The organism is Paenalcaligenes hermetiae (assembly GCF_039543645.1).
Classification (GTDB): domain Bacteria; phylum Pseudomonadota; class Gammaproteobacteria; order Burkholderiales; family Burkholderiaceae_B; genus Paenalcaligenes; species Paenalcaligenes hermetiae.
Genome location: NZ_BAABKD010000002.1, coordinates 303,666 through 317,425, shown reverse-complemented (window position 1 = coordinate 317,425; position 13,760 = coordinate 303,666). Strand labels below are relative to the sequence as shown.

At 49.2% G+C, this 13,760-nt stretch carries 15 protein-coding genes; 5 read left to right on the top strand and 10 right to left on the bottom strand.

Going from position 1 to position 13,760, the window contains the following annotated elements:
- Nucleotides 1-4 precede the first annotated feature (4 nt).
- The gene (locus ABD980_RS03145) at nt 5-1,261 is read left to right on the top strand and encodes a class I SAM-dependent methyltransferase (protein ID WP_345369529.1); all 1,257 of its coding nucleotides are present in this window, start codon (nt 5-7) and stop codon (nt 1,259-1,261) included.
- Here the strand turns inward: ABD980_RS03145 and ABD980_RS03140 are convergent.
- From ABD980_RS03140 to radC, 3 genes are all read right to left on the bottom strand, one after another.
- On the bottom strand, nt 1,258-3,006 hold the full coding sequence (locus tag ABD980_RS03140) for an ArnT family glycosyltransferase (RefSeq protein WP_377536178.1): 1,749 nt from the start codon (nt 3,004-3,006) through the stop codon (nt 1,258-1,260). The genes ABD980_RS03145 and ABD980_RS03140 overlap by 4 nt on opposite strands.
- Before the next feature lie 119 nt (nt 3,007-3,125).
- Entirely contained in the window at nt 3,126-3,389 is a 264-nt protein-coding gene (locus ABD980_RS03135; RefSeq protein ID WP_260650891.1) for a type B 50S ribosomal protein L31, read from the bottom strand.
- A 164-nt stretch (nt 3,390-3,553) separates the two neighbouring features.
- Nucleotides 3,554-4,231: a RadC family protein gene (gene radC, locus ABD980_RS03130; protein ID WP_300647252.1), complete on the bottom strand. Its 678-nt coding sequence runs from the start codon at nt 4,229-4,231 to the stop codon at nt 3,554-3,556.
- A gap of 60 nt (nt 4,232-4,291) precedes the next feature.
- Here radC and ABD980_RS03125 point away from each other — a divergent pair, with 60 nt between their 5' ends.
- Genes ABD980_RS03125 through ABD980_RS03110 form a run of 4 tightly spaced genes read left to right on the top strand, consistent with a single transcriptional unit; the run spans nt 4,292 to nt 8,042 of the window.
- Entirely contained in the window at nt 4,292-4,768 is a 477-nt protein-coding gene (locus ABD980_RS03125; protein ID WP_260650893.1) for an FKBP-type peptidyl-prolyl cis-trans isomerase, read from the top strand.
- Entirely contained in the window at nt 4,765-5,742 is a 978-nt protein-coding gene (gene ispH, locus ABD980_RS03120) for a 4-hydroxy-3-methylbut-2-enyl diphosphate reductase (RefSeq protein ID WP_345369523.1), read from the top strand. Before ABD980_RS03125 ends, ispH begins: the two co-directional genes overlap by 4 nt.
- A gap of 51 nt (nt 5,743-5,793) precedes the next feature.
- Nucleotides 5,794-6,657 carry an NAD(P)-dependent oxidoreductase gene (locus ABD980_RS03115; protein ID WP_345369521.1) on the top strand — a complete coding sequence of 288 codons (864 nt, stop codon included), beginning with the start codon at nt 5,794-5,796 and terminating at the stop codon, nt 6,655-6,657.
- Nucleotides 6,654-8,042 carry a YdgA family protein gene (locus ABD980_RS03110; protein ID WP_345369519.1) on the top strand — a complete coding sequence of 463 codons (1,389 nt, stop codon included), beginning with the start codon at nt 6,654-6,656 and terminating at the stop codon, nt 8,040-8,042. The genes ABD980_RS03115 and ABD980_RS03110 overlap by 4 nt, the downstream gene beginning before the upstream one ends.
- On the opposite strand, the gene ABD980_RS03105 is transcribed toward ABD980_RS03110, so the two are convergent.
- From ABD980_RS03105 to purD, 7 genes are read right to left on the bottom strand one after another with little or no spacing between them, the layout of a single operon-like run.
- The gene (locus ABD980_RS03105; RefSeq protein WP_345369517.1) at nt 8,034-8,636 is read right to left on the bottom strand and encodes a Maf family protein; all 603 of its coding nucleotides are present in this window, start codon (nt 8,634-8,636) and stop codon (nt 8,034-8,036) included. The genes ABD980_RS03110 and ABD980_RS03105 overlap by 9 nt on opposite strands.
- Nucleotides 8,630-10,072, bottom strand: a complete 1,443-nt coding sequence (gene pyk / locus ABD980_RS03100) for a pyruvate kinase (RefSeq protein WP_345369515.1) — start codon at nt 10,070-10,072, stop codon at nt 8,630-8,632. Before pyk ends, ABD980_RS03105 begins: the two co-directional genes overlap by 7 nt.
- A 4-nt stretch (nt 10,073-10,076) precedes the next feature.
- Nucleotides 10,077-10,547: a 23S rRNA (pseudouridine(1915)-N(3))-methyltransferase RlmH gene (rlmH, locus tag ABD980_RS03095; RefSeq protein ID WP_345369657.1), complete on the bottom strand. Its 471-nt coding sequence runs from the start codon at nt 10,545-10,547 to the stop codon at nt 10,077-10,079.
- A 28-nt stretch (nt 10,548-10,575) separates the two neighbouring features.
- Nucleotides 10,576-10,950, bottom strand: a complete 375-nt coding sequence (gene rsfS, locus ABD980_RS03090; protein ID WP_260650901.1) for a ribosome silencing factor — start codon at nt 10,948-10,950, stop codon at nt 10,576-10,578.
- Nucleotides 10,951-10,958: 8 nt separating this feature from the next.
- A complete protein-coding gene (gene nadD, locus ABD980_RS03085; RefSeq protein ID WP_345369512.1) occupies nt 10,959-11,555 on the bottom strand; it encodes a nicotinate (nicotinamide) nucleotide adenylyltransferase in 597 nt (198 codons plus the stop codon).
- Nucleotides 11,528-12,454 (bottom strand): oxygen-dependent coproporphyrinogen oxidase, encoded by a 927-nt coding sequence (gene hemF, locus ABD980_RS03080; protein ID WP_345369510.1) that lies wholly within the window; start codon nt 12,452-12,454, stop codon nt 11,528-11,530. The genes nadD and hemF overlap by 28 nt, the downstream gene beginning before the upstream one ends.
- 2 nt (nt 12,455-12,456) lie before the next feature.
- Entirely contained in the window at nt 12,457-13,743 is a 1,287-nt protein-coding gene (gene purD / locus ABD980_RS03075) for a phosphoribosylamine--glycine ligase (RefSeq protein ID WP_345369508.1), read from the bottom strand.
- Nucleotides 13,744-13,760 lie beyond the last annotated feature (17 nt).

Genomic DNA, 13,760 nt, shown 5'->3' with positions numbered 1-13,760 from the left:
AAAAATGAGCGTTAATGCAGCGATCCAGTCCGTGATCGATCGTTTACCTATTCCAACTTTGTTGGTGTTACCTGATGGTTCTAAAGTTGGCCATTCGGATCCAAGGCTAACTGTACATGCTAAAACCACGGGGGCTCTGGCGCATTTGGCAGCAGGTCAGGTAGGCTTACTTGGAGAGGATTATGTGGCTGGGGATTTCGATTTCTCTGGTTCGATGCGTGATTTAATGCAGGCTGCGGCGGCGATTTTACCTGATACGCCGATTAATCAGGCAAAAGCGGGAGCGTTTACACAACTGATCCACCGCTTGCGATCAGTGTGGCGTCACTCTATTGAGCGTGATGCAAAGCAAATTGAATTTCATTATGATTTATCTGATGATTTTTATGCGTTGTGGTTAGATCCTTTACGTGTGTATTCATGCGCTTATTATGCGGAGCCGGATTTTTCATTAGCGCAAGCGCAAGAAGCTAAGCTGGATCTGATTTGTCGTAAGTTAAATTTGCAGCCGGGTGAGCGTTTTTTAGATATGGGGGCCGGTTGGGGCGGGTTGTTGTTGTGGGCAGCAGAGCATTATGGGGTACAAGCTACCGGTATCACCTTGTCACGCAATCAGCATGCTTATGTGAATCAGCTGATAGAGCAAAAAGGCTTAAGCGGACGTGTACGTATGGAGCTTTTGGATTATCGTCGGCTCCCCACGAATCAGCCTTTTGACAAAATGGCTTCTGTTGGAATGTTTGAGCATGTAGGGCGAGCTCAACTCACAGATTATTTTGCTCGTATTCGTGGTTTATTACGCCCAGGTGGTTTAGTTATGAACCATGGTATTACCTCGGGGGGCGTGGATCATACCCAGCTCGGAGCGGGTATGGGCGAGTTCATCGAAAAATATATTTTTCCGGGCGGTGAGCTGACCCATATTAGCCATGTCTTGCGCCATTTGGCTGAAGGGGGGCTAGAAGCGTTAGATATAGAAAATTTGCGCCCACATTATGCTCGCACACTGTGGGCATGGAGTGATGCGTTAGAGCAAAATTTAGATGAGGCCAAACGGGTTTTAGAAGGTGAGCAGGGGCAGCGCTCATTGCGAGCGTATCGGGTGTACTTGGCCGGATGTGCGATGGGCTTTGAGCATGGTTGGATTTCTTTGCATCAGGTATTGGCCCAACCTAGCCAAGGGGGGCGCTCCGATGAGTTGGACTATCCTCAAGACCAGAGCTACCCATGGCGTAGGGCTTATATCTATGGTTCGCGCTAAAAAGCTTGTGTATCAAGGAGCCGGAACATTTCATTACGATCCCCACCACGACGGCCGCGCCAGATTTCGGTGGTAGGGAATGGGAAGATGTCTTGCTCGCTAGCGCTTAGCTTTGGTGAGGTTTGCTGCAAAATATAACGGCACTTTGAGTTAAAACTGAAGTTAAGCGCATCAAACACATAAAAAGAGGCGCGCTGACCTAAGCCTAGATTGACGGTGCGCACACAGCTGTTGGGCGTTAAGGCATGGATTTGTTGAGCAAGCTGGTGGGAAACGTGGCGGTAGCTACGCGCATAATCCAGTGCGGGCATCCAAAGCGTTACAAGCAACAGCCAAGCCGTAATTAGGCCGCCAGCTGAAAGTACCGTACCTCGCCAAAGGGCTGGGGGATGGGTGCGTAAGCGCCAAAGCACTAGCATTAGCCAAGCCAAGCTGCCGATGATAGCGACCACAAGTGCGGGCCAAGCGATGCTGGTGTCAAACCCTTGGGTTTGGCGCGCAATGCTGTGGGCTATTTTTGGGGGCCAACCTGTATGTAAAGCAATCCAACCTAACCAGATCGTGGCAGTAATTAATGAGAAACACATGACTGCAAACCAGTCAAAACTATTGATCGCCCCCCGACGTAAAGTAGGTAAAGAAAACGCGGCAAGCGTGGCGCTTGGGATGACTAGCCAAGTATACTCGGGTTCAAACGCTTGTTGCGCAAAGAGTAAATAGCATAAAGGCCCAATAGCTAAGCTCAGAGGGATAGCAATATGCGCAAAGCGTAACCACGCACGCCACTGCCATACAGCGATTAAGGCAAGCGGCCAAGTTGGCCATAAGAACCAGAGCAAATCACGCCCAGAGCGTAAGATAGAAGAGGGATCTGGCCAATGGAGCTGAGCCTGATGCCAGAGCCACCATTGTTGCCACCAATAGTTAGACTGCTGGGCAGGTAATATCCATAAACTACAGAGTAGTGCTGTCCCGAAGATAACCCAGAGGAGCTGTTTGGCATAAGGTCGTAAGCTTACACATAGAACGAAGGCGAGAATAATGCCAAAACCTAAGCTAAAAGCAGCCCCTAAACCCTGATTGAGCAAGGTGCCGGCTAGGGCTAGGGTGAGAAGAATAGTGGCCGTGCGTGGGCGTTTGCTGTATAAGCTAAGCGCATATAGCGCACTGGAGTAGAGCGCTAGACTTAATGGTACGGCAGAGGTTTCATGCAGGCGCCAAAGAATACCAATGGTGGCCACGCACAGAAGAAGCGCGGCATCGGCGATCATGCGCCCATAATCAATGGGAGAGGGCTCACCACCAAATGGCAAAGGTAAAGGCTGTGCGGCTTTTTGTTTAGCTAGTCTAAAGACACCTTGCCATAAGGTGGTGATGAGTATTAAAAAATAGAGTAAATTGGGCAGGCGTGATGCCAAGATGTTAGCGTCTAGTTCTGAGCTAAACCATTGAAAAAAGGGGCTAAGTAAATAGATACTTAGGGCTCCTAGCCAAATATGTAGTGGTCCGCCTTCGGCGTAGGCAAGTTCGCCGATTTGAGGCGTGATGATGGCTTGCCAGCTGGGTTGCTGTAGGGCAGAGAGCATGGCTGCTAAGCCAATAACATCATCACTTTTCCAAGGGTCACGGAAAAATAAGCCAGCTAGAATATATATTAAGCCTACAACCCATAGTAGCGCGCGCGGCAACTTGCTGGCAGCAGGGGTGGTAAGGCGAGCGGGGGTAGAGGTAGGAGTAGTATTCAACACAACATGATAATAAAGCTAACACAAGAGCCATATCTTAAAGCATATTGGGTTGAATAGCGAAATGGGGTGGGCATAAAAAAAGCAGCTGAGTTCAGCTGCTTTTTTGGATGGAGCAATTACGCTTTTTGGCGTGTACCTGCAGTACGAGCGAAACGTGCGCGGAATTTTTCAACACGACCTGTTTCGACGATGCGAGTTTGTGCGCCCGTGTAGAAGGGGTGGGATTCAGCGGTTACGTCACATTTGAAAAGAGGGTAAGTTTTACCGTCGAGCTCGATAGTTTCGCGAGTGTTAACGGTAGAACGTGTGATAAATGTGTTACCAGTTTGCTGGTCCAAGAACACCACTTCGCGGTATTCGGGATGGATGCCTACTTTCATGATGTTATCCTGTTGTTTAAAGCGGACCGCCAACAGATGGAATAACAACAATCTGCCACGTATCCTGTAAAACCAAAGATTTTATCATTTAGAAAGGATTTTGCAAAGCCTATTTGTACGTAATTAAAGGCGGTCAAGGGTTTTGTTGTGGAAAAGCGAATGGCTTAGAGTACACCCTGCTCTGCTAGAGAGGCGGCGTGGCCAGCTGTAACAATCAGGTGGTCGATGAGCCGAATATCGACTAAAGAGAGTGCTTTTTGTAAGTGCTGAGTAAGAGCAATATCAGCGGCACTCGCTGTGCGTACGCCAGAGGGATGATTATGTGCCAAGATAAGCGCAGCAGCATGGTGCTTGAGGGCCGATTTCACAATTTCCCTTGGGTACACGGAGGCTTGAGATAATGTGCCTCTTGAAACCTCTTCACTGGTAATCAGGTGAAGTTGATTGTCTAGGTACAAGGCGATGCAGTGCTCTATCGTTAGGTGTCCTAGGCGAGCGATGCAATAATCTTTAACCAAGCTAGGTTGGTTCATGACAGGCCCTTGTTTTAGACTTTGCTGAAGAGCGCGTCGATTGATTTCACCTATTGCTTGTAATTCGCAGGCTTTAGCGACGCCTATGCCCTTTTGTTGTAAAAGGGATTGGGTTTCTGCTGCTAAAAGTCCGCGTAAACCACCAAGTTGCTCTAAAAGCTGTTGTGCTAAAGCCAATACTGACAATTGAGGAGTGCCAGTGCGTAAAATGATGGCTAATAACTCAGCATCGCTTAGCGCCTGAGGACCGGACTGCAATAAACGTTCACGAGGCCGCACATCATTTAGGGATTTACTGTTATAAGTCATAGTAAGCATTAAAATAAGCCAATGAAATTAGGATTTAATGACTTATTAGGGTGACAGACCTTGAGCGCGAATAACCATGAAGTACCGCCAATTGTCCATGCGGATTCTTACTTAACTTTGCACTATTGCATTCAGATTTTCTCGGGGCCGGCCGGTGGAACAATCTTTGCGAATACCTTTGACGGCAAGCCCGCCACCTTACAGATGGGGGTCGGGCAGTGGGCGCCAGGTTTGGAGCAGGCCCTATTAGGTAAAAAAGAGGGTGAGACATTTGGCTGTGTTTTAGAGCCAGAGCAAGCGTATGGCGAGCGCAATCCTGCTTTAGTGCAGTGGGTAAGCAAAAGCATGTTAGAAGACTTAACAGATCCCGAATCGAATTATCAGCCCGGGGATATGGTGGAGTTTTTAGCTCCAACCGGAATACGTTACGCTGGTGTGCTAAAACAGTGGGGTGAGCACGAAGCCCTATTTGATTTTAATCATCCCTTAGCCGGCGCTCAAATTCGTTTGGACGTACAGATTTTAGGAATACTATGAAGCCTCAGATTGAATCATTAGAAAATATGGAAATTATGCTGGCCCAGCCCCGTGGCTTTTGTGCTGGTGTAGATAGAGCTATTGATATTGTAGAGCGTGCTTTAGAACTACATGGCAAGCCAATTTATGTACGTCACGAAATTGTACATAATCGCTATGTTGTTGAAAATTTGCGCAATAAAGGGGCGATTTTTATTAAAGAGCTTGACGAGGCACCAGCAGGAGCCATTGTGGTATTTTCAGCTCACGGGGTATCGCTAGCGGTCCGAGAGGAAGCCGCACGTCGTGGCCTAACCGTATTTGATGCTACCTGTCCTTTGGTGACCAAAGTCCACCGCGAGGTCTCAAAGATGCGAGCAGATGGTCGAGAGATCATTATGATCGGTCATAAAGGTCACCCTGAGGTAGAAGGCACATTAGGGCAGGCGACCGAGGGCATGTTTTTAGTGGAAACCGTAGAGGACGTGCACAATTTACAGGTCTCAGATCCAGATAATTTGGCTTTTGTGACGCAGACCACGCTATCGGTTGATGATGCGGCTGAAGTTGCCAATGCTTTACGTCAGCGTTTTCCTAATATTGTTGAGCCCAAAAAGAGCGACATTTGCTATGCCACACAGAACCGACAAGATGCAGTGAAATTTATGGCGCCACAGGCAGACGTGGTGCTGGTCGTAGGAAGTGTTAATAGTTCAAACTCGAATCGCTTGCGCGAGGTTGCCGAACGCATGGGGACTCCCGCTTATCTGCTGGACGATCCGGAGATGATTCAGCCCGAGTGGCTAGAAAACCGTCCGCGTGTGGGCATTACGGCAGGTGCTTCGGCACCAGAGGAGCTAGTGCAGCAGGTTATTGGGCGTATTAAAGCCCTGGGTGCGGTATCGGTACGTAATCTTGATGGTGTAGAAGAAAGCATTGCTTTTCCTTTGCCGCGAGAACTATCAAGAAAAACTCAAAATGTCCCTTCAGTTTAAAAGGGGCCATGAAAGCGCGCGCTCATAGCGCGCTTTTTTATGGAGACAAAGATGCGAGTAGGTTTTGTAGGCTTGGGCCGTATGGGGTTGCCTATGTGTCAGCGGCTTTTGCAAGCAGGTCATACGCTCACTGTATGGAATCGTAGTTCAGAAAAAGCCCATGATTTAATTAAACAAGGTGCACAGCTAGCAACGACTCCTGCGCAGTTAGCTGCGCAATCCGATATTATTTTAATGTGCTTATTTGATGCTGCCGCTATTGAGACGGTTATGTATGGTGAGCAAGGGTTAGCGTCAGTCACGAGTGCAAACAAAATTATCGTGGATCATGCTACGGTTTCCCCACAACAAACTAAACAGCTGGCCGCGCGCTTGCCTCAAGGGTGGATATGGCTAGATGCCCCTGTTTCAGGTGGAACGGCGGGGGCGGAAGCCGGAACTTTGGCGGTGATGGTCGGTGGGGAAGCATCAGCGTTACAACAGGTACGGCCTTACTTGCAGGCCTATGCGGCGCGTATTACCCATATGGGTGCAGTGGGGGCAGGGCAGGTGACAAAACTATGCAATCAAACTATTGTTACGGCCACCATTGCAGCGATTGCCGAAGCAGTATGCTTAGCCCAAGAAGCACATATTGATAGCAAGCAGCTAGCAACTGCGCTGGCCGGAGGGTGGGCTGATTCGACGCTCTTGCCTATTTTTGTAGAGCGTATGCATAATCTACCGAGCGAGGCGACAGCTACAGTGCAAACAATGCTAAAAGATTTAACAGCGATTACCGATTTAGCTACTCTGCAGCAGACAGCAATGCCGGTGAGTCACACGGTATATCAGCTTTATCAGCTGGCTGCCAAACAAGGTCTGGCGCATGCCGATGTGTCGCATATTATTCAAACACTTCAAGGAAAACAATGAAAGCAACGCATAAGATCGTAGCTGGGGTGGCGCTGCTCGCCGCAGTATATGCTGGGTCAGCATGGTATTTAGGGAAAAAAGCAGAGGCTGAAATTTCTCATCAGATAGAGCAGTTAAACGCTGCTGTGGCAACACATTTAGCCGTGAACTTAGAGGAAAGCCAAGCCAAGCTGCGGGTAGTGAGTTATGATCGCCACTGGTTTAGCGCCAAAATTAATTATGAATTGGTTGTGCAGGATGCAGAGCATAAGCATCAAATTTTATTCCAAGACCATTTGCGGCATGGACCTTTGCCCTTGACTGCATTGGGGCATGGGCATTGGCGCCCCATGTTAGCCTATAGTGAGCTCACTTTATTGCCGACGGATACGGTACAGATGTGGTTTGAGGCTGCACAAAATCAAGCACCTTTGGTGGCAAAAACTGTAATTGGGCTAGATGGTGCAACGCAGAGCCAGTTGGATTTTGCGGCTTTGGACTATAGTGATGCGGCGGGGAATAAATTGACAGCCACCGCGGCCCAAGCACAAATCCAGTATCAGTCCCAAAAAGAACAGTTACAGGTTCAGGCTGATTTGCCCAGTCTTAGCTGGTTAGAGGGTGAAGATAAAACACAAATACAGCTGTTGGGAACGACGCTGGAAAGCAATTTAAGTGGCTTTTCTTCTGCTCAGCAGGCTTCTGCTCGTATTCAAAGCACACAGCTACGTATGGATTGGGGACAGAGTACACAGGTGGTGGTGGATAATCTGCAAATGATTTCAGATTATGCATTGCATAATGAGCTCTTGGATAGTGCTGTGCAGTACGACTTGGGGCAGATTTATATTGATGACCATGACTTAGGGCAAGTCGTGTTGGCTGTGGATGTGAAGCGTTTGGATTATCAGGTATTAAATGCCCTAAGCCAGCACCCTGATTTAGAGCAAATGGACGAAGAGGCGATACGGCCCTATGCACAAAAGCTCTTAGCCCATCGGCCCGAGGTAAACCTAAATCAATTAACACTCAGTAATCCAGCTGGTACCAGTGAGCTGGTTTTACGCATGCATTTAGCTCCAACCGCACTGGACGAGGATGTGAGCTCAGGGATCGATCTTGCGCATTATGTTGATTCGTTGCAGATGCAGTTGCAAACATCTCGCTCCATGATTCAGGGGTATTTTGCCGAGGAGTCGATTTTGAGTAGCTTAGCAGATATGCTCATAGCACGTTCTGCCGAACAACTGCAAGAGGTGGACCTAGTTGAATACGATGGGGATGCATTGCGTTTTGCTTTACAGTTTGATGCACAGAGCAATCAGCTACTGTTAAATCAAAAGCCGATTACAGCCGAAGAGCTAGCGTATTTGATTATTGCGATGCAAATGGGGGGCTTATTTTAGGCCTGCGTTTAATAGCAATTGATAGGTTTGGTGCAAGTCTAAACCCATGACGCCGCTGTAACTACCTGTTAAATGGGTGACAAAGGCGGCGGCCATACCTTGGATGCCGTAAGCACCCGCTTTGCCCAGAGGCTCTTGGCTCTGACAATATATGTCTATTTCCGCTGGGCTTAGAGGTTTAAAACGAATGGTGCTGGTCGAGAGCGCTTTATAGTGATTTTCCCCTACGCTTAAGCACATGGCCGTGTGGACATGGTGTTCTTGCCCAGATAATAATTGGAGAAACGCTTTCGCCTCTTGCAGGTTTTTGGGCTTAGCCAGAATCTGCCCCTGTAGTTCGACCGTTGTATCAGCGCAAAGAATGGGCCAGGGATAGAGTTGTGGTTGCTGAGCATGCCATTGTTTGGCATGCTCAAGCTTTTCATACGCCGTGCGCTGTACATAGTCAATGGCAGATTCATTTGCATGAATGGGCTCATCCTCGCCAGCGGGAGCGGGCACGATTAAGACTTCGTGAGTGATATCGATTTGCTTAAGTAGCTCATGCCGACGCGGGCTTGCCGAAGCTAAATAAATAGGCTGTTGTATCAACATGATGGTACTTGAAGTATATGTAGGCTATTTGTGCCACCGGCTGTATCCAGTTGGCCTTTGGTTAGGATGACCCAGTCTCCGGGTTGTACTGCCCCTTGTTTGCAGAGTTCTTGCATGGCTGCCGGGGCAATATCGGCATCGTTATATTGGCTGGCATCAAACGCTACACTATATACCCCCCGAAATAAGGCCGCACGGCGCTGGGTGCTAGCATGGCGTGTAAAACAAAAAATGGGTACAGAGGATTTGATGCGTGACATGATCAGGGGGGTGCGGCCGCTTTCGCTTAAGCTGATAATGGCTTTGATACCAGGGTAGTGGTTAGCTGCATACATAGCAGAAAGCGCAATGGTGTCGTCACAACGAGCAAAATGTTCCCCTAGTCGGTGTTTAGAGATACCGCTGGTAGGCTCGGCCTCAGCGCCAACACAAATGCGCGCCATGGCGGTAATAGCCTCTACTGGATATTGGCCGGTGGCGCTTTCGCCCGATAGCATCACGGCATCCGTATAGTCTAATACCGCATTTGCCACGTCAGAGACCTCTGCGCGCGTTGGTACGGGACTATGGGTCATGGACTCCATCATTTGTGTTGCGGTTATCACAATTTTATTTAAACGACGCGCATGTTGGATAATCCGTTTTTGAATGCCTACTAATCTTGCATCGCCGATTTCTACACCTAAATCACCGCGCGCTACCATGACGCCGTCGCTAGCTGAAATAATATCATCAAGCGCTTCATCATCAGCAACAGCTTCGGCACGCTCGATTTTTGCAATTAACCAAGCATCGGAGCCAGCCGCTTGTAGAAGTGATCGAGCTTGCTGCATGTCGGTGCCATAGCGAGGGAAAGACACCGCGACATAATCGAGTGCTAATTCGGCAGCAAGCTGGATATCTTCTCGGTCTTTGGGCGTAAGACTCGGTGCGGCGATGCCACCGCCACGACGATTGATGCCTTTGTTGTTAGAGAGCTCGCCCCCGTTGATCACTCGTGTTTGCACCTGATGCTCATCGACCTGCTCGACTTGCAGCACGATCTTGCCATCATCTAAGAGTAGCTCGTCTCCAGGATGGCAAGCTTGGATAAGGGGTGGGTATTCGACCGCTACTATAGTGTTGGTCCCGGCATCGATCGGATGCGTGGTCGATAAAGTGAAGGATTGCCCAGCTTTTAGCTGTACGCTTTGGTCGGCAAAACGTGCAATACGGATTTTAGGGCCTTGTAAATCCCCCATAATGGCCACGAAGCGACCGTGCTTAGCGGCAATTTTTCGTACGAGCTCAGCTTTTTCACGGTGGCTATCTGCACTTCCGTGGGAAAAATTGAGACGGGCAACATCTAAGCCTGCAAGAATGAGTTTTTCAATGGCTTGTTCATGATCACTAGCAGGACCAAGGGTAGCAACAATTTTAGTGCGTCTTTTTGCCATGGAGTTAGTTCCGGTGATAGGGGTGATGATGGTTAATCGACCAAGCACGATAGAGCTGCTCAGCCAGCAAAACACGCACCATGGGGTGCGGCAAGGTTAAATCCGATAAGCGAATTTTTTGAGCACAGCGTTGTTTAAGGTTGGCATCGAGGCCATCTGGCCCCCCAATAATAATTGCAATATCTTGACTTTGATCGCGCCAGCGTTGGAGCTGCTCTGCTAACTGCATAGTGGTAAGGGCTCGACCGCGTTCATCTAAGGCGACGACGTGGGCATGAGTTGGAATGGCTTGCTCAATACGCTTGGCTTCGGCAGCCATCATTTGCTCGACGGTTTTACCCGTCGTACGTGGTTCCGGTTTGATTTCTTTGAGCTCTAGGGCGTAATCCGCGGGAAGACGTTGACTATAGTCTTGCCATGCGGTGGTAACCCAGTCAGGCATGCGTTGACCAACGGCAATAATAGTGATTTTCATTACAGTAAACGCCCCTAAGGGCGTTGAGTTAGTCATCCGATAGGTTAGGCATTTGATCGACCTTAAGGTCCAACTCAATGGGATCCTCACCCCAAATTTCTTCTAGGTTGTAGTAATCGCGTATTGCCGGTTGCATAGCATGGATAACCACGTCACCTAGATCGACTAAAACCCATTCTCCTGTGTCTGCTCCTTCGTAGGCCAGCACAGATAAACCAGCTTGTTTGGCGGCAGCAATCACGCTTTCAGCTAAGGCTTTTGTTTGGCGATTGGAGTTTCCGCTAGCAATCACAACACGATCAAATAAACCGGTGAGTTTAGAGGTGTTAAAAGCTTTAATGTCTTTGGCTTTGACGTCTTCGAGGGCATCGACCACAAGACGGAGTTGATCTTCTATGTTCATAAGTGTTTTCATGGCTGATAAAGTTGGTGTTGAGTCAGGTAGTGCAAAACGCTGTCTGGCACTAGTTGCGCCACGGACTGATCTTGATGTAGCCGTTCTCGTATCAGCGTAGCGGAAATTGGGCTGGGTTTAAAGTCTATATAGTGAATGTTTTTATTGTGTTCGGTTAAGTAGTGAGACAATTGCTCTGGCGGGGTGAGCGCACTACCCGGGCGCTGCGCTACAGCAAGATCCACATGTTGCAAAATATCTTGCCAACGATGCCAGCTGGTAAAGTTTTGGAGTTGGTCTGCACCCAGCAACCAGAAATAGTGAGCCGAAGCAGGAAGGGTTGCCACCGTATCGTATGTGTACGTTGGCCCACCCCGTTGGATTTCGGTTGTATTGACTCTAAATGTCGGGTAAGGCTGGGTGGCAAGCTCGAGCATCGCTACACGATGTGTGCTATTTGCGCCGAGCTGTGATTTTTGCCAAGGCTGGGCGGCGGGGATGAATTGGACCTCGTCCAAGCGTAGCTGCTGTTGCGCAGCTTGAGCTAAAGCCAGATGCGCAACATGTACCGGATCAAAACTCCCGCCTAAGAGTCCGATGCGTTTTTTAGCCATTCGCGTGGTTTTAAATAGTCGTACAGTTTAGCCTCAGGGCTATTGGGCTCAGGGTTCCAACAATAACGCCAAGCGGCCATCGGAGGCATAGAAAGAAGAATGGACTCAGTGCGCCCGCCAGATTGCAGACCAAATAAGGTGCCGCGATCAAAGACCAGATTGAATTCCACATAGCGGCCTCGGCGATATGCTTGGAAATCGCGCTCGCGCTCGCCGTATTCCAGATGACGACGTGCTTCAACGATAGGCATATAAGCTTTGGTGAAATGGTCACCGACTGAACGGATTAAAGCGAAGCTTTGTTCAAAGTCAGGGGTATTTAAATCATCAAAGAAAATACCACCGATCCCTCGGGTTTCTTGGCGATGTTTTAAATAAAAGTAATCATCACACCATTTTTTATAAGCGGGGTATTTATCTGGGCCAAAAGGGGCCAGTGAGTCTGCGCAAGTTTGATGAAAATGTACTACGTCTTCTAAAAAGGGATAGTACGGGGTGAGATCCATGCCGCCACCAAACCAAAACACAGGCTCCTGCGTCTCGTTGGTAGAGTGTGCTACAAACATGCGCACATTCATATGGGTAGTGGGGATATAGGGGTTGCGTGGGTGAATCACCAAAGATACCCCCATGGCTTCCCAAGGGCGACCGGCTAGTTCAGGTCGCTGTGCGCTAGCAGAAGGAGGAAGCTGAGAGCCTTTTACATGGCTAAATAGGACGGCGGCGCGCTCAAAAAGCTGCCCATTTTCTAGATAGCGAGAAATGCCACCACCGCCTTCTTCGCGTTCCCAGCGATCGGTAACAAAAGAAGCCCCATCCGCCGCTTCGAGTTGACGGATGATGGCCTCTTGTAACCCTGTTAGATAGTCATAAACCGGTTGTACAGAGAAACTTGTCATAATTATTCGTTGGTTGGTAAAGCGCGCCAGCCAATATCACTGCGGAACTGTTTACCATCAAAATGAATGTCAGATATTGTGGCGTAAGCGGTTTGTTGTGCACGCCGAATGGAGTCGCCCAGTGCCGTGACACACAATACGCGCCCACCTGAGGTTTTTAGTACCCCATTATCTAAGGTAGTACCCGCATGAAAGACCATGCAGCTATCTGAATCGGCCGGTAAAGCTTGGATCGTATCACCAAGACGGGGGGATTCTGGGTAGTTAGCCGCGGCCATGACGACGCCGATAGCGGTACGTCGATCCCAGTCGATATGGGCTTGATCCAGTTTGCCTGCTAAAGCAAGCTCAAAGACCTCTGTTAGGTCGTTTTTGATACGCATCATAATGGGTTGCGTTTCGGGATCACCAAGGCGACAGTTGTACTCCAGTACTTTAAGAGGGCGTGTGGCATCTGGACCATCGCCAATCATTAGCCCTGCATATAAAAAGCCAGTATAAGGAATGCCTTCTTTAGCCATACCCTGTAGCGTGGGATGAATGACTTCGCGCATAATGCGATTGTGCAAGGTGGGGCTGACGATGGGGGCAGGTGAATAGGCGCCCATACCACCTGTGTTTGGGCCTTGGTCGTTATCTTTAAGGCGTTTGTGGTCTTGGCTGGTGGCCATGGGTAAGACATGCTTGCCATCGGCCATCACAATAAAGCTAGCCTCTTCACCAGTAAGAAACTCTTCGATAACGACGCGTGCCCCCGCCGAGCCAAAAACGCCTCCGCCAAGCATATCTTCAACCGCAGCTAAGGCCTCGGCTTCGGTCATGGCGACAATTACCCCTTTACCAGCGGCAAGACCGTCTGCTTTGACCACGATAGGAGCACCCTGTTCACGGATATAAGCTTTAGCCTGCTCTAAATCGGTAAATGTGGCATAGGCTGCTGTGGGAATCTGGTGACGCTGCATGAAGTCTTTAGCGTACTCCTTAGAGCTTTCTAGTTGTGCAGCGGCTTGGGTAGGACCAAAGATTTTGAGTCCAGCAGCACGAAACGCATCAACTACTCCAGCGGCTAAGGGGGCTTCGGGGCCGACGACAGCAAAGGCGATCTGATTGTCTTGGGCAAACTGAACCAGCTCGGCAACCTCGGTGATTGCTATGTTTTGCATGCGCTCACCAAGGGCGGTGCCGCCGTTGCCAGGAGCAACAAAAACGCATTGTACGCGTTGTGATTGAGTGAGGCGCCATGCCAAGGCATGTTCACGGCCGCCACCGCCGATAACTAATAGCTTCATAATGGAATAAAGAGGGT